At 63.7% G+C, this 19,008-nt stretch carries 20 protein-coding genes; 1 reads left to right on the top strand and 19 read right to left on the bottom strand.

Going from position 1 to position 19,008, the window contains the following annotated elements:
* Positions 1-12: 12 nt before the first annotated feature.
* From nuoN to IE122_RS04435, 18 genes are all read right to left on the bottom strand, one after another.
* Entirely contained in the window at positions 13-1,476 is a 1,464-nt protein-coding gene (nuoN, locus tag IE122_RS04520) for an NADH-quinone oxidoreductase subunit NuoN (protein WP_189619918.1), read from the bottom strand.
* The gene (locus tag IE122_RS04515; protein WP_189620227.1) at positions 1,476-3,008 is read right to left on the bottom strand and encodes an NADH-quinone oxidoreductase subunit M; all 1,533 of its coding nucleotides are present in this window, start codon (positions 3,006-3,008) and stop codon (positions 1,476-1,478) included. Before IE122_RS04515 ends, nuoN begins: the two co-directional genes overlap by 1 nt.
* 4 nt (positions 3,009-3,012) lie before the next feature.
* Positions 3,013-5,067, bottom strand: coding sequence for an NADH-quinone oxidoreductase subunit L (gene nuoL, locus IE122_RS04510; protein ID WP_189619917.1), 2,055 nt, complete (start codon positions 5,065-5,067; stop codon positions 3,013-3,015).
* Positions 5,068-5,073: 6 nt separating this feature from the next.
* On the bottom strand, positions 5,074-5,379 hold the full coding sequence (gene nuoK / locus IE122_RS04505; RefSeq protein ID WP_189619916.1) for an NADH-quinone oxidoreductase subunit NuoK: 306 nt from the start codon (positions 5,377-5,379) through the stop codon (positions 5,074-5,076).
* 160 nt (positions 5,380-5,539) lie between these two features.
* Positions 5,540-6,157 (bottom strand): NADH-quinone oxidoreductase subunit J, encoded by a 618-nt coding sequence (locus IE122_RS04500; RefSeq protein WP_189619915.1) that lies wholly within the window; start codon positions 6,155-6,157, stop codon positions 5,540-5,542.
* A gap of 141 nt (positions 6,158-6,298) precedes the next feature.
* Positions 6,299-6,784, bottom strand: a complete 486-nt coding sequence (gene nuoI, locus IE122_RS04495) for an NADH-quinone oxidoreductase subunit NuoI (RefSeq protein ID WP_189619914.1) — start codon at positions 6,782-6,784, stop codon at positions 6,299-6,301.
* Entirely contained in the window at positions 6,781-7,284 is a 504-nt protein-coding gene (locus IE122_RS04490; RefSeq protein ID WP_189619913.1) for a hypothetical protein, read from the bottom strand. The genes nuoI and IE122_RS04490 overlap by 4 nt, the downstream gene beginning before the upstream one ends.
* Positions 7,281-8,333: an NADH-quinone oxidoreductase subunit NuoH gene (gene nuoH / locus IE122_RS04485; RefSeq protein WP_189619912.1), complete on the bottom strand. Its 1,053-nt coding sequence runs from the start codon at positions 8,331-8,333 to the stop codon at positions 7,281-7,283. The genes IE122_RS04490 and nuoH overlap by 4 nt, the downstream gene beginning before the upstream one ends.
* The gene (locus IE122_RS04480; protein ID WP_189619911.1) at positions 8,330-8,731 is read right to left on the bottom strand and encodes a clan AA aspartic protease; all 402 of its coding nucleotides are present in this window, start codon (positions 8,729-8,731) and stop codon (positions 8,330-8,332) included. The genes nuoH and IE122_RS04480 overlap by 4 nt, the downstream gene beginning before the upstream one ends.
* Entirely contained in the window at positions 8,731-10,749 is a 2,019-nt protein-coding gene (nuoG, locus tag IE122_RS04475) for an NADH-quinone oxidoreductase subunit NuoG (RefSeq protein ID WP_189619910.1), read from the bottom strand. The genes IE122_RS04480 and nuoG overlap by 1 nt, the downstream gene beginning before the upstream one ends.
* A complete protein-coding gene (nuoF, locus tag IE122_RS04470; protein ID WP_189619909.1) occupies positions 10,749-12,047 on the bottom strand; it encodes an NADH-quinone oxidoreductase subunit NuoF in 1,299 nt (432 codons plus the stop codon). Before nuoF ends, nuoG begins: the two co-directional genes overlap by 1 nt.
* Positions 12,048-12,257: 210 nt before the next feature.
* On the bottom strand, positions 12,258-12,926 hold the full coding sequence (locus IE122_RS04465; RefSeq protein ID WP_189619908.1) for a complex I 24 kDa subunit family protein: 669 nt from the start codon (positions 12,924-12,926) through the stop codon (positions 12,258-12,260).
* On the bottom strand, positions 12,919-13,122 hold the full coding sequence (locus IE122_RS04460) for a hypothetical protein (RefSeq protein WP_189619907.1): 204 nt from the start codon (positions 13,120-13,122) through the stop codon (positions 12,919-12,921). Before IE122_RS04460 ends, IE122_RS04465 begins: the two co-directional genes overlap by 8 nt.
* 34 nt (positions 13,123-13,156) lie before the next feature.
* Positions 13,157-13,480 (bottom strand): nuclear transport factor 2 family protein, encoded by a 324-nt coding sequence (locus tag IE122_RS04455; RefSeq protein WP_189620226.1) that lies wholly within the window; start codon positions 13,478-13,480, stop codon positions 13,157-13,159.
* Between the two features lie 467 nt (positions 13,481-13,947).
* Complete coding sequence (locus IE122_RS04450; protein ID WP_189620225.1) at positions 13,948-15,153, bottom strand: NADH-quinone oxidoreductase subunit D; 1,206 nt, start codon at positions 15,151-15,153, stop codon at positions 13,948-13,950.
* A 2-nt stretch (positions 15,154-15,155) separates the two neighbouring features.
* A complete protein-coding gene (locus tag IE122_RS04445) occupies positions 15,156-15,965 on the bottom strand; it encodes an NADH-quinone oxidoreductase subunit C (RefSeq protein WP_189619906.1) in 810 nt (269 codons plus the stop codon).
* 6 nt (positions 15,966-15,971) lie between these two features.
* Positions 15,972-16,547, bottom strand: a complete 576-nt coding sequence (locus tag IE122_RS04440; RefSeq protein WP_229813748.1) for a NuoB/complex I 20 kDa subunit family protein — start codon at positions 16,545-16,547, stop codon at positions 15,972-15,974.
* Entirely contained in the window at positions 16,544-16,918 is a 375-nt protein-coding gene (locus tag IE122_RS04435) for an NADH-quinone oxidoreductase subunit A (RefSeq protein ID WP_189619905.1), read from the bottom strand. Before IE122_RS04435 ends, IE122_RS04440 begins: the two co-directional genes overlap by 4 nt.
* 316 nt (positions 16,919-17,234) lie before the next feature.
* Here IE122_RS04435 and IE122_RS04430 point away from each other — a divergent pair, with 316 nt between their 5' ends.
* Positions 17,235-18,428, top strand: coding sequence for a thiolase family protein (locus IE122_RS04430; protein WP_189619904.1), 1,194 nt, complete (start codon positions 17,235-17,237; stop codon positions 18,426-18,428).
* A 53-nt stretch (positions 18,429-18,481) separates the two neighbouring features.
* Here IE122_RS04430 and IE122_RS04425 read toward each other — a convergent pair whose 3' ends face one another.
* A complete protein-coding gene (locus IE122_RS04425; protein ID WP_189619903.1) occupies positions 18,482-18,961 on the bottom strand; it encodes an SH3 domain-containing protein in 480 nt (159 codons plus the stop codon).
* Positions 18,962-19,008: the final 47 nt, after the last annotated feature.

Genomic DNA, 19,008 nt, shown 5'->3' with positions numbered 1-19,008 from the left:
GAAAAGCGGGCATCAGATGGCAGCGGTCAGCGCCTGCGCGGCCGTATCGGCAAGGCGGCCGAGCCACCCGGTCAGCAGGAAACCCAGCGGCGAGATGAACACACAGCACACCGCAAGGATCGCCTTGTGCCAAACATCGCTTTCGCCCGTAACAACGTCGGCGGGTTCGTCGAAATAGACGATCTTGACGACCTTGAGATAGTAGAACGCGCCGATCACCGAAGCCGCGAAGCCCAGCGCGGCGAGCGCGATCATGCCGCCATCGACCGCCGCCTTGAACACCAGCAGCTTGCCCCAGAACCCGAACAGCGGGGGGATGCCGGCAAGGCTGAACATGATCACGGCCAGCGCCAGCGCCAGCATCGGCCGCGTGCGCGACAGACCGGCAAGGCTGGCAATGTCTTCCACCGCTTCGCCATCTGCGTCCTTGAGCATCAGGATCGCGACGAAGCCGCCCATCGACATGGCCACGTAAGTCGCCAGGTAGAACAGCATCGCCGAAGCGCCCTGCGGGGTCGCCACGGCCAGGCCGACCAGCATGAAGCCGACGTTGTTGATCGACGAATAGGCCATCAGCCGCTTGATGTTGCGCTGACCGATCGCGCCCAGCGCGCCGACCACGATCGAGGCCAGCGACACGAACACCACGATCTGCTGCCAGACCTGCGCCTGATCGCCGAAGGCATCGAGCATGACCCGCATGGTCAGCCCCAGCGCGGCGACCTTGGGCGCGGTGGCGAAGAAGGTCGTGACCGGGGTGGGCGCGCCTTCATAGACGTCCGGCGTCCACATGTGGAACGGCACCGCGCTGATCTTGAACGCCAGCCCTGCCAGCATGAACACCACGCCGAACACCACGCCATGGCTCACGCCACCGCTGATCGCCGCGTTGATGCCGGAGAACGAGGTGGACCCGGTGAACCCGTAGATCAGGCTCATCCCGAACAGCAGGATGCCCGAAGCCAGCGCGCCGAGCACGAAATACTTCAGCCCCGCTTCCGCCGAACGGCCATCCACGCGCAGGAACGCGGCCAGCACGTAAGCGGCCAGCGAGTTCATCTCCAGCCCGATGTAGAGCGTCAGCAGATCACCGGCCGAAACCATGATCCCCATGCCCAGCGCCGCGAAGAGCACCAGGATCGGGTACTCGGCACGCATCGCGTTGTAGCGTTCGAAGAACGCCGGCGCGATCACCAGCGAAGCCGCTGCCGACAGATAGATCAGGATCTTGCCGTATGATGCGAAGGCATCGGCGCGGAACTGGCCGAAGAAGGCCGAAGTATCGGGCCCCATCGCCCCGCCGCACAGCGCCGGCGCGACCATGAACGTAGCGGCGACCAGCGCGGCCACCGCGAGGATCGAGATCAGCCGCGCGGCCTTGTCGCCACCCCAGGCGGCGACCAGCAGCAGGACCAGCCCGACGATGCTCAGCGTTTCTTCCGGCGCGATCAGGCGCAGCGACTGTACCCAGTCCATCAGTGTGCCCCCTCATGCGCGGCTTCGGCCGGCGCAGGCTTGTCCTTGGCGACCGCGATGCTGGCATCGCCCCTGGGCTTGGCCTGGGCCAGGCGGGCGTCGAGCGCGGCGATATCGGCGCGCATCGGCGCCATGAAGCTTTCGGGATAAATGCCCATCCACAGCACCGCCAGCGCCAGCGGCACCACCATCAGGATCTCGCGCAGGTCGAGATCGGGCATGGCGGCGGCATCGGCGTTCTTCTGTTCACCGAAAGCGACCCGGCGATAGAGATAGAGCATGTAGGCTGCGCCAAGGATGATCCCGGTGCCGCACACGGCTGTGGTCCAGGTGGACACCTGATAGATGCCCGCGAGGCTCAGGAATTCGCCGACGAAGCCCGAAGTGCCCGGCAGGCCCACCGATGCCATGGTGAACAGCATGAAGAACAGGGCATAGCGCGGCATGTTGATCGACAGGCCGCCGTAGCGGCTTATCTCGCGGGTGTGCAGGCGATCGTAAATGATGCCGACCGACAGGAACAGCGCGCCCGATACCAGGCCATGGCTCAGCATCACCAGCATCGAGCCTTCGAGGCCCTGCGGGTTGAAGGCGAAGAGGCCGATCGTCACGATCGCCATGTGGGCGACCGACGAATAGGCGATCAGCTTCTTCATATCGTCCTGCACCAGCGCGATCAGGCTGGTGATGACCACCGCCGCCATCGACAGGCCCCAGATCAGCGGCGCGAACTGCGCGCTGGCTTCGGGGAACATCGGCAGCGAGAAGCGGATGAAGCCATAGCCGCCCATCTTCAGCAGCACGCCGGCGAGGATCACGGAGCCTGCGGTGGGGGCCTGAACGTGCGCGGCGGGCAGCCAGGTATGGACCGGCCACATCGGCATTTTCACCGCAAAACTGGCGAAGAACGCAAGCCACAGCCACGTCTGCACGCGCGGATCGAAATCGTAGGCCATCAGCGTCGGGATGTCAGTCGTGCCCGCTTCGTGGATCATCCACAGCATGGCGACCAGCATCAGCACCGAACCGAGCAGCGTATAGAGGAAGAACTTGTAGCTGGCGTAGATGCGGTCCGCACCACCCCAGATGCCGATGATGAGGTACATCGGGATCAGGCCGGCTTCGAAGAACATATAGAACAGCAGCAGGTCCTGCGCGGTGAACACGCCCAGCATGAACACTTCGACCAGCAGGAACGCGGCCATGTATTCGCCGACGCGCTTCTCGATCGAGTTCCAGCTTGCGCCTATGCAGATCGGCATCAGGAACACCGACAGCTCGATCAGCAGCAGGGCGATACCGTCAATGCCGAGCGCCCAGGAAAAGCCGTGGAACAGTTCCACCTTTTCCTGAAACTGCCACTGCGGCCCGCCGACTTCGAAGTTGAGCCACAGCACCGCGCCCAGCGCGAGATTGATCAGCGTTGCCGCCAGCGCAACCGTGCGCGCGCCCTTCGCGTCAAGAAACAGGCAGGCCAGCGCGCCGGCAAGCGGCACCAGCAGCATCAGGCTGAGGATCGGAAAACCAGTCATCATCTTATCCCGCGATCACCCAACTGATGGCACCGACAAGGCCCAGCAGCATGACAAGAGCATAGCTGTAGAGGTAGCCCGACTGGACCTTTTGCGCATAGACCGAACCCTTGGACACCGTCCAGGCGGCCCCGTCCGGACCGAACCGGTCGACGATGCCGATATCGACCACCTTCCAGAACACCTTGCCCAGCCAGAACGCCGGCACGACGAAGGCATAGTGATAGAGTTCGTCGAACATCCACTTGCGATAGACGAAGGTGTAGACCGGGCCGATCTGCTCCACGACCATGGCGGGGAAGCTGAGGTTCTTCACATAGCCATACCACGCCGTCAGCAGGCCGAGCGACATCACCGTGAACGGCGCCCACTTCACCCAGGTCGGCACGCCGTGCATCGCGTGGATCAGGTGTTCGTGGAACACCAGCGCCCCCTTCCAGAATTCGCCCGCCCCTTCAGAGATGAACGCGTGCTGGAACGTGAAGCCGGCAGCCACCGCGCCGATCGACAGAACGATCAGCGGGATCAGCATGACCAGCGGGCTTTCATGCGGATGATAGCCTGCCGTTCCGTCACCATGATCGGCGTGGCAGTGATGATCGTCATGGCCGTGGGCGTGATCGTCATGACCATGATCGCCGTGCCCGTGCGCGTCATGGACGGCGTGCTGGATATGCTCCGAGCTGGCCCAGCGAGGCTTGCCGAAGAAGGTCAGGAACGCCAGCCGCCAGGAATAGAAGCTGGTCATCAGCGCGGCGAGGATGCCCATCCAGAACGCGAACTGGCCGACCGAGCTGCCCGAACCGAACGCAGCTTCGAGCACGGCATCCTTCGAATGGAACCCGGCAAAGCCGATAAAGCCGGCCACGCCAACACCGGTGATCGCAAGCGTCCCCGCCGTCATCGCCCAGAAGGTGATCGGGATGTGCTTCCTGAGGCCGCCGTAGAACCGCATGTCCTGTTCATGGTGCATCGCGTGGATGACCGAACCGGCTCCCAGGAACAGCAGCGCCTTGAAGAAGGCGTGCGTGAACAGGTGGAACATCGCCGCGCCATAAGCGCCGACGCCGGCCGCGAAGAACATGTAGCCGAGCTGCGAACAGGTCGAATAGGCGATGACGCGCTTGATGTCCCACTGCGTGCAGCCGACCGTGGCGGCGAAGAAGCAGGTGATCGCGCCGACGAAGGCGACAACGTGCATCGCCGTCTCGCTGGTTTCGAACAGCGGCGAAAGGCGGCAGACCATGAACACGCCAGCGGTCACCATGGTGGCGGCGTGGATCAGCGCCGAAACCGGGGTCGGGCCTTCCATGGCGTCAGGCAGCCAGGTGTGCAGGCCAAGCTGCGCCGATTTGCCCATCGCGCCGATGAACAGGCAGATGCACAGCACCGTCAGCGTATCCCAGCGATGGCCGAGGAAACCGATGGTGGTGCCCTTCATGCCCGGCGCGGCGGCGAGGATTTCGGGGATCGAGACGGTGTTGAACACCAGATAGATGCCGAAGATGCCCAGCATGAAACCAAGGTCACCCACGCGGTTCACCACAAACGCCTTGATCGCGGCGGCACCGGCCGAAGGCTTGCGGAACCAGAAGCCGATCAGGAGGTACGAGGCGAGGCCCACGCCTTCCCAGCCAAAGAACATCTGCACCAGGTTATCGGCGGTCACCAGCATCAGCATGGCGAATGTGAACAGCGACAGATAGGCGAAGAAGCGCGGCTGATCCGGCTCCTCATCCATGTAGCCCCACGAATAGAGATGGACCAACGCCGAGACCGAGGTGATGACCACCAGCATGACGGCGGTCAGCGTATCGACGCGCAGTGCCCAGTCGAAGCTCAGCGAGCCCGACTGCACCCACTTGAGCACCGGAACGACAGTGACTTCGCCCGCGCCCGCGACGAACCCGAGGAAGATCGGCCAGGACAGCGCGCACGAAATGAACAGCGCGCCGGTGGTCAGCACCTTGGCCGGGACCTTGCCCAGTTGCTTGTTGCCCAGCCCGGCGATGATCGCGGCGAGCAGCGGCAGGAAGACGATGAAGAGGATCGGGTGCACCGGGTCTTATCCCTTCATCCGGTTGACGTCGTCGACGGCAATGGTGCCGCGGCCACGGAAGTAGATCACGAGAATGGCAAGGCCCACGGCCGCCTCACCCGCCGCGACGGTCAGCACGAACATCGCAAAGATCTGCCCGGTCAGATCGCCCAGGAAGGCGCTGAAGGCGACGAGGTTGAGGTTCACCGCGAGCAGGATCAGTTCGATCGCCATCAGGATGACGATGACGTTCTTGCGGTTCAGGAAAATGCCGAGGACGCCGAGCACGAAAAGGATCGAGCTCACGACCACGTAATGTTCGACGCCGATCATGCATCGCCTCCCGCCATGCGCATTCTCATTCCAAAATCTTCGTCACCCCCGCGAAGGCGGGGGCCTATCTGATGCCCCAGAGGCAAACGAAGCCCTAGGTGATGGGTCCCCGCCTTCGCGGGGATGGCGAGTGTAGGGTGGTTGAGCGTTCCGCAGCAGATCACAGCGTCACACCCTGGCCCACTTCCGGCTTCACGTTGACCGTCGCCTCATCCGGGCGGCGCGCCACCTGCTTCGAGATGTTCTGGCCGCGCGTGTCCGAACGCTGGCGATGGGTCAGCACGATGGCGCCGATCATCGCGACCAGCAGGATCAGGCCGGCCGCCTCGAACAGGAACAGGTAGCGGCTGTAAAGCAGCGCGCCGATCGCCTCGATGTTGGAAGCGCCGACCGGGGTGGCCGCCGTGCCGTCGGGCGTGCCCAGCTTGAGGTTGCCGGCGCGATAGGCGCCGATGCCCAGCACCATCTCGCACAGCAGCACCACGGCGACGAGCGCGCCGAACGGCATGTAGCGCACGAAACCGGCGCGCAACTCCGCGAAGTCGATGTCGAGCATCATCACCACGAACAGGAACAGCACCGCAACCGCGCCGACATAGACGATGACCAGCAGCATCGCGATGAATTCGGCCCCGGCCAGCACCATCAGCCCGGCGGCGTTGAAAAACGCCAGGATCAGCCACAGCACCGAATGGACCGGATTGCGCGAAAGGATCGTGATAGCCCCTGAGGCGATGGTCATCACCGCGAACAGGTAGAAGGCGAGAACGTGAATCATGCCGTCACCGTCACCCCTGCGAAAGCGGGGGCCCATCTCGCGACGCCGATGCCCGTCTCCGATGTGCGGAGAAGGGTTCCCGCTTGCGCGGGAATGACGAAGGAGGAGTGAATCATTGGGTGCCCCACTGTTGGCCGCGCCCTAGCGATACGGCGCATCGGCTTCAAGGTTCGCGGCAATCGCCCGCTCCCACTTGTCCCCGTTCGCCAAGAGCTTGGCCTTGTCATAGAGCAGTTCCTCGCGCGTTTCGGTCGCGTATTCGAAGTTCGGCCCTTCGACGATGGCATCGACCGGGCAGGCTTCCTGGCAGAAGCCGCAGTAGATGCACTTCGTCATGTCGATATCGTAGCGCGTGGTGCGCCGCGAACCGTCAGCACGCGGGCTGGCCTCGATCGTGATCGCCTGCGCCGGACAGACCGCCTCGCACAGCTTGCAGGCGATGCAGCGTTCCTCGCCGTTGGGATACCGGCGCAGCGCGTGCTCGCCACGGAAGCGGGGCGAAAGCGGGTTCTTCTCGAACGGGTAGTTGATGGTCGCCTTGGGCTTGAAGAAATACTTCAAGGTCAGCCAGTGCGCCTTCACGAACTCCCAGAGGGTGAACGACTTGATGAGTTGGGCGGCGGTCATGGTTGTGTCTGCGTCCGGAAGGCGGCCAGCTTTACGACCGCGGTGTAGGTGCACATGCCGTTGATCCGGCGACTGGGTTTGATCGAGACACCGGGCTGCACGTTGGGGGGCAGGTAAACTATTTCAGCCTGCAGCCCTTCGTCCTGCTTGTCCGTGCCACGAATAGTTAACGCGGAGAGCGGCGACGTGCTCGACGTCTCGAAATACTGAAAATCGAACGTGTCTGGCCATTTGTCCGACACGTAGAACGTCATCTTCGCTCCATTCACGACACCTTGCCGCACGATGAGGCGTGCCGGATCGGCAAACTGCGGGGTCTTGTCGTTGGCGTACTTGAGCCCCCCATACCACACCGAGACGCGATCCAGCTTCTGCAAGCCGGTTTGGAAGTAGCAGTCAAAGCCCTGTCCATCGAACTCCTTGGGCGCGGCCACCACCCAAGCAGGCATCAGGCCAGCCATCATGACTGCCAGCGCGAGGAAGGGACGATGACGCTTCATGCGAAATGTCCGGTAGCCATGAGGTAGCCGCTGACGAGAACCACGAACAGCAGCGAAACGGGGAGGAACACCTTCCAGCCCAGGCGCATCAACTGGTCATACCGATACCGCGGCACCGTCGCCTTCACCCACGAGAATACGAAGAAGAAGAAGAAGATCTTGGCCAGCAGCCACAGGATATTGAGGCCATAGGGCAGGTAGAGCACGTCGATATCGAGCGGCGGCAGCCAGCCACCCCAGAACAGCACGGCATTGAGCGCGCACATCAGCAGCACGTTGGCGTATTCGCCCAGCCAGTAAGCGGCGAAGGCCATCGACGAGTATTCGGTCTGGTACCCGGCGACGAGTTCGCTCTCCGCCTCGGTCAGGTCGAACGGCGCGCGCTGGGTTTCGGCCATGCCGGATATGAGGAACATCACCCACATCGGGAACAGCAGCAGGTTGAACCCGAAAGCATTGACCATGCCCAGGCCATGGCCCTTCTGCGCCATGACAATATCATTCAGGTTGAACGACCCCGCCCACAGCACCACGCAGATCAGGATGAAGCCGATCGAGACTTCATAAGAGATCATCTGCGCCGAGGCGCGCATGGCCGAGAAGAACGGGTACTTCGAGTTCGAAGCCCAGCCCGCCATCACCGTGCCGTAAACCCCGAGCGAGGAAATCGCGAGGATGTAGAGCAGGCCGACGTTGATGTTCGACAGGATCGCCACGTCCGAGAACGGGATCACCGCCCAGGCCATCAACGCCACCGTGAAGGTGACCACCGGCGCAATCAGGAAGATGCCCTTGTTCGCGGCCGAAGGGACGATGGTTTCCTGGAGGAACACCTTCAGGCCATCGGCGAAAGACTGCAGCAGCCCGAACGGGCCGACCACGTTAGGGCCCTTGCGCAGCGCCATCGCCGCCCAGATCTTGCGATCGACATAGATAATCATGGCCACCGCCAGCATCAGCGGCAGCGCGATCAGCAGGATGCCGGCGACGGTCGACAGGCCCCAGGCCCAGTCATGGTTCAGGCCAAGCGATTGGAACAGTTCGGTCATGGGCGGCTAGTCCTGAAACCCATCGCCAGCGCGCCCGGCACGTTGGGATGATCGGGATTGGGGATCAGTTGCTGGCCGCGCGGATCGATGAGCACGTCCATCGATTCCATCGGAATGGCCCCGAGCAAAACCTGGTTGCCCATCACCATCGCGCCGGTGAAAGCCTTGCGGCCGAAAACTTCCACCAGAACCGGACCGACATAGTCGACCAGTTCGGAGCGTCCGTCCGCGTAAGTGACCATGCGCTGCTCCATGGTTTGAAGCTTGAGCTGCAAAGCCACGAGTTTCGGGATGCACAAATCAATGGCACCCGAATCGACAAGCGCCTTGGCATCGACCTCTTCGAGGTCGGGCCGTGCAGCGTTGGCGATCCTTATTTGCTGATAGACCAGTCCCATTACTCGGCCGCCTCCGCGAAGAGTTCCCCGTGCAGCAGCTCGGCCGAGCAACGCTGCATCGTCGCGCTGGCGCGGGCGATGGGGTTGGTCATGTAGAAGTCCTTGATCGGCGAGGCGATGAGGCCGGCAGCGGAACCGCCACCGGCAGGCAGGTCTGCCCCGTAGTCCGCAAGGCCTTCGATGCCAAGAGCCGGCACCGCCGAAATCATCGCCGCGCGCAACTCGTCGAAGCAGTCGAAACCGACCGAAACGCCGAAGGCATCGGCCAGCGCGCGCAGGATCGTCCAGTCCTCGCGCGCATCGCCGGGCGCGAACACCGCCTTGTCGGCAAACTGCACGCGGCCTTCGGTGTTGACGTAAGTGCCGGCCTTCTCGGTATAGGCGGCGGCAGGCAGGATCACGTCCGCCGCATGCGCGCCCTTGTCGCCGTGGTGGCCGATGTAGACGACCATCGAATTGGCGAACCGCGTGTAATCCACCTCGTCCGCGCCGAGCGAGAGCACGACCCTGGGTGCGGCGGCCACCAGATCGGCGATTCCGCCCTTCTGCGCATAGCCCAGCATCAGCCCGCCCATGCGGCTGGCCGCCATGTGCAGGACGTTGAAGCCGTTCCACTTGCTGCCGTCTTCGAGTTCGCGGACCAAACCGATCCTTTCGCCCAGCGCCAGCGCCGCTTCAAGACCACCCCGGCCCAGCCCCGCGCCGCCGACGATGATCGCCGGGCGCTTGGCATCGCGGATGGTTTCCCACACCGCATCGGGCAGGTTGCCGATCACGGACAGATCGTCGCCCAGGAACTCGCCGCCGAAGGTGGTGTCCCACTCCGGCCCGATCAGGAAGACCTTGGCCCCCTTCTTCACCGCCTTGCGCAGGCGCACGTTCACCAGCGGCGCTTCCCAGCGCACGTTGGAGCCGATGATCAGCACCGCATCGGCATTCTCGATGCCGCTAAGCGTGGTGTTGAAGTTCACTGCCGCAAGGCTGGACGTATCGTAGTCCATGCCGGTCTGGCGGCCTTCCAGCAGGCTGGAGCCCAGCGCGCCGAGCAGCGCCTTGGCCGCGAACATCGTTTCGCAATCGACCATGTCGCCGGCAACCGCAGCGATGGAATTGCCGGGGTTCAGCGAGGCGACGGCAGCGAACGCTTCGGCCCAGGTGGCCTGCACCAGCTTGCCGTCACGGCGCAGGTAAGGCTTGTCGAGCCGGCGCTTGGTCAGGCCATCGACCTGATAGCGCGCCTTGTCCGAGATCCATTCCTCGTTCACCTCGTCGTTCACGCGCGGCAGCACGCGCAGCACTTCGCGGCCCCGGCTGTCGATGCGGATATTGGCACCCACCGCGTCCGAAACGTCGATGCCGAGCGTCTTCTTCAGTTCCCACGGCCGCGCTTCATAGGCGTAAGGCCGGCTGGTCAGCGCGCCGACCGGGCACAGGTCGATCACGTTGGCGCTCATCTCGTGCTTGGCAGCATGTTCGAGATAGGTGCTGATCTGCATGTTCTCGCCGCGATAGAGCGCGCCGATCTCGTCCACGCCGGCGATCTCTTCCGAGAAACGCACGCAACGGGTGCAGTGGATGCAGCGGGTCATCACCGTCTTGATGAGCGGGCCCATGTACTTCTCGGTCACCGCACGCTTGTGCTCATGATAGCGCGAGCCGCCACGACCGTAGGCGACCGACTGGTCCTGCAGGTCGCACTCGCCGCCCTGGTCGCAGATCGGGCAATCGAGCGGGTGGTTGATAAGGAGAAACTCCATCACCCCCTCACGCGCCTTCTTCACCATCTCGCTGTCGGTGCGGATTTCCTGGCCTTCCGACGCGGGCAGTGCGCACGAAGCCTGCGGCTTGGGCGGCCCGGGCTTCACCTCGACGAGGCACATCCGGCAATTGCCGGCGATGCTCAGCCGCTCGTGATAGCAGAAGCGCGGGATTTCCTTGCCGGCAAGCTCGCAGGCCTGGAGCACCGTGGCGCCATTGGGGACGTCGATCTCGACGCCGTCGACTTTGACCTTAGGCATTACTCGGCAGCCTCGCGGACGTTCTCTGCGATCCGGCGTTCGATTTCCGGACGGAAGTGGCGGATCAGGCCCTGGATCGGCCAGGCGGCCGCATCGCCCAGCGCGCAGATGGTGTGGCCTTCGACCTGCTTGGTCACGTTGAACAGCATGTCGATCTCGGCCACGTCGGCATCGCCGGTGCGCAGGCGCTCCATCACCCGCCACATCCACCCGGTGCCTTCGCGGCACGGCGTGCACTGGCCGCAGCTTTCGTGCTTGTAGAAATACGAGAGGCGCGAAATGGCGCGGACGATGTCGGTCGACTTGTCCATGACGATGACAGCGGCGGTGCCGAGCCCGGACCCGACCGCCTTGAGGCCATCGAAATCCATCGGGGCGTCCCAGATCTGGTCCGCCGGGACCAGCGGGACCGAGGAACCGCCGGGGATCACCGCCAGCAGGTTGTCGCGCCCGCCGCGAATGCCGCCGCAGTGCTTCTCGATCAGCTCGCTGAACGGGATCGACATCTCCTCCTCGACCACACAGGGCTTGTTCACGTGCCCGCTGATCTGAAAGAGCTTGGTACCCTTGTTGTTGTCGCGCCCGAACGACGAGAACCAGGTCGCGCCGCGCCGCAGGATGGTGGGCGCGACGGCGATCGATTCGACGTTGTTGACCGTGGTCGGGCAGCCATAGAGGCCGGCGCCGGCCGGGAACGGCGGCTTGAGCCGGGGCTGGCCTTTCTTGCCTTCGAGGCTTTCGATCATTGCGGTCTCTTCACCGCAGATGTAGGCGCCCGCGCCGCGATGGACGAAGACGTCGAAATCGTACCCCGAACCGCTGGCATTCTTGCCGAGCAGGCCCGCCGCATAGGCTTCGTCACGCGCGGCGAACAGCGTTTCCGCCTCGCGGATATATTCGCCGCGAATGTAGATATAGGCCGCGCGCGCGCCCATCGCGAAGCCCGCCACCAGCGCGCCTTCGAGCAGCAGGTGCGGATCGTGGCGGATGATCTCGCGGTCCTTGCACGAACCGGGTTCGCTCTCGTCGGCATTGATGACGAGGAAGCTGGGCTTGGGATTGCCGTTGTGGTCCAGCGGCGGCTGCTTGGGCATGAACGACCACTTCATGCCGGTGGGGAAGCCCGCACCGCCACGGCCGCGCAGGCCCGATGCCTTCATCTCCTCGATGATGGCATCGCGTCCGCGCGCGATCAGGTCCTTGGTGCCATCCCACGCCCCGCGCGCCTGCGCTTCGGCAAGGTTCCACGGCTGGTAACCGTAGACGTTGGTGAAGATGCGGTCCTTGTCAGCGAGCATTGCGCCGCCTCCGTGCAAGCAATAGACTTACCAACGATAGAACGACGCCAAGCGGACCCGCAGCTTTCCACCAGTCGGCTCGCAGCGCATGGTAAACGAGAGCGTAGAAACTGAGGCCCACCACACCAGTCAAACATAGGCCGATCATCGCGAGCGAAAACTTTTGCCCCGCGTCTCGCTCGGACCACAATAACTTTTTCGTTTCGACCATCACCATTCACCCCGATAATCGTGGTTTTCGGTGACCATCGCGACCAGCGAGGTCGGCCCGCCCGAAGGCTCCACCGTGTGGCGGCCCGGCTCCTGCGTGCCGGCCTTGGGCGTTTCGCCACGGGCCAGCGCGTCGAGCACGGCGTTCAGCCGCTCGGGCGTCAGGTCTTCGTAATTGTCGTCGTTGATCTGGACCATCGGCGCGGACGAGCAGTTGCCCATGCACTCCACCTCGGTGAACGACCAGATCCCGTCCGCCGTGGTGTGGCCCTTCTTCATGCCGCGCGCCTTGCAGGCATCGATGATCGCATCGGACCCGCGCAGCATGCACGGCGTGGTGCCGCAGACCTGCACGTGAAAGCGGCCGATCGGTGCGATGTTGTACATCGTGTAGAACGTCGCCACCTCGACCACGCGGATCACCGGCATATCTAGATAAGTGGCGATGTATTCCATCACCGGGATCGGCAGCCAGCCTTGCGTGTTTTCTTCCGCACCCACCTGGCGCTGGGCCAGATCGAGCAGCGGCATCACCGCCGAGCGCTGACGCCCGGCCGGATAGCGCGCGACGATGTCCTTCGCCTTGGCGGCGTTGGCCTCGGTCCAGGCAAAGGTGCCCCAACGCGCCCGCAATTCGGGCGTATCGGGTTCGATAAAGCGATCAGCCATGCTTCTTCCTGCGCTTCAGCCACTGGTCCTGGCCGAAAAAGAAAATCTCGAAACCGGCGATGGCGGTCGCCAGCATTGCCACGGTGGCGGAGGGCGCGCCCTGCACCCACATCTGGCCGAAATAGAACGCGACCAGGAACAGCCCGGTCAGCGCGGCCCAGATGCGGACCATCTCCATCGCGTTGAACTTCGTCATACCCACACCCCGCAAAAGCTGCGTTTGTCCCGGATTACCGAATGAATTCGACCCGCGAGCACTTGTCGCCCTCGAAGGAATAGACCGCCACCACCTCGAACGGCTCGACCAGCTCCGACCCGTCGGTCGCCGCCCCGCGCGTCACATATTCCCGCATCAGAACGTAGGAGCCGATGGCCTGCGCGTCCTTGATCTCGGCATGATTCTGCGGCCACTTGGCGAAAGCGGCGGCAAGCCCCGAACGCGTGCCTTCCTTGCCCTCGCGCACCACCGCCCCGCGATAGTTCGCCTCACAGGCATCGTCGGTCATGTACGAGACGTAGGTGTCCACGTCCTGCGCGTTGTAGGCCGCGATCATCGCCTTGGCGGTGGTTAGGTTTCTTGACACTTATTGCACCACTTTGATTTTGGGTGGAGGCGAAACTTCGCACTCTGGAACATTCTTCCGACCTTCGAACAAGTGGATTCTTTGGCCAAAGGAGGTATCGACCAACAGATCGAGTTCACCATTTTCGCAAACATTTGGTCTCTTACGACCTGGACACTCATATCCGAGCCACTCAAATCCATGGTCAGAGTGATCAGCACGTTTCGACAGGGTGCATGAACGTAGTTCGGAGATCATTTCTTCAGCGGAAACCGGATTTCCTTCACGCAGAAAATCACCCCCTAGTGCTCGAAGTGCTAAAGCGTCGTGTTTGTTCACAGCATCCTCAACCCGACCTACAAGCAACCGGACCTGCGTTTGCAAATCGGTCTGTGCATTGGCGTTAGCCCACCAAACCAAGCCGGGCGCACACACAAGCCATGCAGTCCGCACGCCCATTACCGGTCACACTCCCCGAACACCACGTCGATGGCACCAAGGATGGCGGTCGCGTCGGGCAGCATGTGGCCCTTGCTCATGAAGTCCATCGCCTGAAGGTGGCTGAACGCGGTTGGACGGATCTTGCAGCGATACGGCTTGTTGGAGCCGTCGCTCACCAGGTAGACGCCGAATTCGCCCTTGGGGCTTTCGGTGGCGACGTAGACTTCGCCTTCCGGCACGTGGAAGCCTTCGGTGTAGAGCTTGAAGTGATGGATCAGCGATTCCATCGACTGCTTCATCTCGCCGCGCTTGGGCGGCACCACCTTGCGATCATCCGATGCCACCGGGCCTTCGGGCATTTCCGCCAGGCACTGCTTCATGATCCGGGCGGACTGGCGCACTTCCTCGACGCGGACCATGAACCGGTCATAGCAATCCGAATTGGTGCCGACCGGGATCTCGAAGTCCATGCGGTCATAGACGTCGTAAGGCTGGCTCTTGCGCAAATCCCACGGGATGCCGGCGGCGCGGATCATCGGGCCGGAGAAGCCCCAGGCCAGCGCATCTTCCTTGGAGACGATGGCGATATCGACATTGCGCTGCTTGAAGATGCGGTTGTCGACCACCAGGCTCATCGCATCCTCGAACAGGCGCGGCAGGCGGGTGTCGAGCCAGTCGGCGATGTCGGTCAGCAGCTTGAGCGGCACGTCCTGATGGACGCCGCCCGGCCGGAACCACGCCGAGTGCATGCGCGCGCCCGATGCGCGTTCGAAGAAGTTGAGGCAATCCTCGCGCACTTCGAACAGCCACAGGTTCGGCGTCATCGCGCCGACGTCCATCACGTGCGACCCCATGTTGAGCATGTGGTTGCAGATGCGGGTCAGCTCGGCAAACAGCACCCGCAGGTACTGGGCGCGCAGCGGCACCTCAAGGTTCAGCAGCTTCTCGATGGCGAGCACATAGGAATGCTCCATGCCCAGCGGCGAGCAATAGTCCAGCCGGTCGAAATAGGGCAGCGCCTGCAGATAGGTCTTGTGCTCGATCAGCTTTTCGGTGCCGCGATGAAGCAGGCCGACGTGCGGATCAATCCGTTCGATGATCTCGCCGTCAAGCTCCATCACCATGCGCAGCACGCCGTGCGCCGCAGGGTGCTGGGGCCCGAAGTTGATCGTGTAGTTGGTGATGACCTCGTCGCCGGTGGTCGGCGACTGTTCGAGCTGCATGCTCACTTGTCGTCCTCCTTGGCGGGACGGCTGTCGGTGTCCTTGGGTGCGCCGGCATCCTTGCCGCCCGTCGCCTTGTCCGGAGCGGGCGCGGCAACCGTTTCGGCGGCCTTGTCATTCGCCTTGTCGCCGGCACCGGTGTCGGCCTTGGCGTCGGTCGTCTTGGGCGTTGCCACGGGCGGCGGGGGCGCAGCTTCGGCAGCCTTTTCATCGCCGGGCAGCACGTAGTCTGCACCTTCCCACGGGCTCATGAAATCGAACTGGCGCAGGTCCTGGGCCAGCTTCACCGGCTCATAGACCACCCGCTTGTCCTCTTCGGAATAGCGCAGTTCGACATAGCCGGTGAGCGGGAAGTCCTTGCGGAACGGGTGCCCTTCGAAACCATAGTCGGTCAGGATGCGGCGCAGGTCCGGGTTGCCGGCGAAGATCACGCCGTACATGTCGAACACTTCGCGTTCCAGCCAGCCGGCGTTCGGCCACAGCGTGGTGACGGTGGGCACCGGGGTATTCTCCGCAGCCGTCACTTTCACCAGCAGCCGGTGGTTCTTCGTCACCGACAGCAGCATGTAGACGACTTCGAAACGCTCGGGCCGCGAGGGATAGTCCACCCCCGCGATTTCCATGAGCTGCTGGTATTCGTGGTCATCGCGCAGCAGGCGCAGCGCGTCCTCGATCCGATCACGCGCAACGGTCAGGACCAGCTCGCCATGCTGTTCGACGCCGGACAGCAGCATCGCGCCGAGCGCGGCGGACAGCGTTTCGAGCACACCATCGTTGGAGGCGAATTTGGGAGCGGAATGCAGAACGGGCATCTGGCCTTACCTCTCCACCGTGCCGACGCGGCGGATTTTCCGCTGCAACTGCATCACGCCATAGAGCAGCGCCTCTGCAGTGGGCGGGCAGCCGGGCACGTAGATATCCACCGGCACGATCCGGTCACACCCGCGCACCACCGAATAACTGTAGTGATAATAGCCGCCACCGTTGGCGCAGCTTCCCATCGAGATGACGTACTTGGGTTCCGACATCTGGTCGTAGACCTTGCGCAGCGCCGGGGCCATCTTGTTGCACAGCGTGCCGGCCACGATCATCACGTCCGACTGGCGCGGCGAAGCGCGCGGGGCGGCACCGAAGCGTTCCATGTCGTAGCGCGGCATGTTGACGTGGATCATCTCGACCGCGCAGCAGGCGAGCCCGAAGGTCATCCACCACAGCGAGCCGGTACGGGCCCACTGGAACAGCTCCTCGGTGCTGGTGACGAGGAAGCCCTTGTCAGACACTTCCTGGTTGAGGTCGTTGAAAAAGCCCTGATCCGGCGCGGTCACCGCGCCATGAGCGGTACCCGGATGGGCGGCGGCCAGCGGCTGTCCGGCGGAGTTCACGAGAGTGCTCATTCCCAGTCCAGAGCTCCCTTTTTCCAGGCATAGGCAAGGCCGATGGCGAGTTCTCCGAGGAACACCATCATCGTCAGCCAACCGGCCCAGCCGGTCATCTTCAGGCTGACCGCCCAGGGAAACAGGAACGCGGCTTCAAGGTCGAACACGATGAACAGGATGGCGACGAGGTAGAAGCGCACGTCGAACTGGCTGCGCGGGTCCTCGAACGCGGGGAAACCGCATTCGTATTCGCTGTTCTTTTCCGCATTCGGGCGGTGCGTGCCGGTCAGCAGGGAAACGCCCATCGGCAGCAGCACGATGATGGACGATAGCGCCACCGCGATGACCAGGAAGATCAGGATCGGCAGGTATTGCGACAGGTCAGTCAATGGTTTCTTGCCTCATACCGAAACGGCTGGCGGACTCGCAGGCGCAGTTACGGCCCACAGGCGTTGGCGGCGCTCTTAGGCCAGCCGCCCCGCTATCGCAAGCCGTCCCCGCGCAATATTGGGGCGAATTACACCGCACTGCAACAATGTTGATGAGCCGCACCCACTCGGCATGGCGAGCTCGGCGACCGACGGCAATCCGCGCCCCCGCCATGCCCCGCATGGCATGCGACTATTAGCCACATTGCCTTTGCGGCAGCGCAGCACTATCTCCCCCTCCACCCCGTCATTTTCGGCTCAGAAGAGAGGGAAGCCAGTGCCCCAGATTTCCGCATCCGATCCGATCGTCATCCTGTCTTATGCCCGCACGCCAATGGGCGGAATGCAGGGGGCGCTGTCCGACGTCTCGGCCCCGGAACTGGGGGCCACTGCCGTCAAGGCCGCTGTCGAGCGCGCGGGCGTGGCGGGCGAGGATATCGAACGCATCTACATGGGCTGCGTGCTCCCCGCCGGGCTGGGCCAGGCACCGGCGCGTCAGGTCGCGATCAAGGCGGGCCTGCCCAAGTCGGTCGAAGCGACCACGGTCAACAAGGTCTGCGGGTCGGGCATGCAGACGGTGATCATGGGCGCGGAGGCGCTTGCCGCCGGGACGCTCGACCTGATCGTGGCGGGCGGCATGGAATCGATGACCAACGCGCCGTACCTCCTCAAGAAGCACCGCAGCGGCGCCCGCATCGGCCACGATACCGCTTATGACCACATGTTCCTCGACGGGCTGGAGGACGCCTATTCTGGCGGGTCGATGGGTTCGTTCGCGCAAGTGACCGCTGACGAATACCAGCTCACCCGCGAAGCGCAGGACGCCTATTCGATCGAATCGCTGCGCCGCGCGCAGGATGCCATCGCCTCGGGCGCGTTCGCCGGCGAAGTGGTGCCGGTGGCGGTCAAGAGCCGCAAGGGCGAAGTGCTGGTCGATACCGACGAGCAGCCGGGCAAGGGCAAGCCGGACAAGATCCCCGAACTGCGCCCCGCCTTCGCCAAGGACGGCACCATCACCGCCGCCACCTCCAGCTCGATCTCGGACGGTGCCGCCGCCGTGGTCATGACCCGCGCCAGCGTCGCGGCCGCCAAGGGCCTCTCGCCGGTCGCCACCGTGGTCGGCGTTGCCGCGCATGCGCAGGAACCGGCGCAATTCACCACCGCTCCGGTCGGCGCGATCAACAAGCTGCTGAAGCAGACCGGGTGGTCGCTGGGGGAGGTCGATCTGTTCGAGATCAACGAGGCGTTCGCCTGCGTGGCGATGTTCGCGATGCACGATCTCGGCATCCCGCATGACAAGATCAACGTCAACGGCGGCGCCACCGCGCTGGGCCACCCGATCGGTGCATCGGGCACCCGGATCGTCGTCACCCTCATCAATGCACTGAAGGAACGCGGCCTGAAGCGCGGCATCGCCTCGCTGTGCATCGGCGGCGGCGAGGCCACGGCCATCGCGGTGGAACTGGCCTGATCTCGCGGCGCTAAGCGGCACCGAGGGGCGGGGTCACACCCGCCCTTTTCGCGTTACGGAGCTCCGGTACCCCAGAGCTGGGTTTCATGGACGAAGCCCTTGTGGCCGTTCACATCGAACAGGCACCAGCTCTGCTTGCAGTCTTCGGGCATCACGCCGACCACCCCCGGCTCGATCCGCCAGGCGATCGGTGCCGAATCGTCGGGCTTGACCCGCATCGCCACCAGCTCCTTGCCCTTGACGATGCCGCCGCGCTGGCGCGACAGCAGCAGGTCGCGCATCCACCCCTGCGTGCCGTCAGGGTCCTCTATCAGCCGCCACGGCCCTTCGCGGCGCACCACTTTCACCGGCAAATGCAGCCGGCGGTAAACCCAGTCGATCCGGTAGCTATCGCCCGGGCCGACGCGCAGGTTGGCAAGATCGGTATCGATGGTGGCCCAGTACGGCACCTTGTCATCCTCGTCCGCGCGCGCCGGAGCGCAAATCACCAGCGAAGCCAGGGCGATGGCCGAAAGCAGGGGGCGTTTCATCATGGCCCGTTCTACCGCCGTCGCCGGTCCCTGTTCAAGAGGGCAACCGC

It is taken from the genome of Novosphingobium colocasiae (assembly GCF_014652555.1).
In the GTDB taxonomy this organism is placed as follows: Bacteria; Pseudomonadota; Alphaproteobacteria; order Sphingomonadales; family Sphingomonadaceae; genus Novosphingobium; species Novosphingobium colocasiae.
This window is presented reverse-complemented; position numbering and strand designations above follow the sequence as displayed.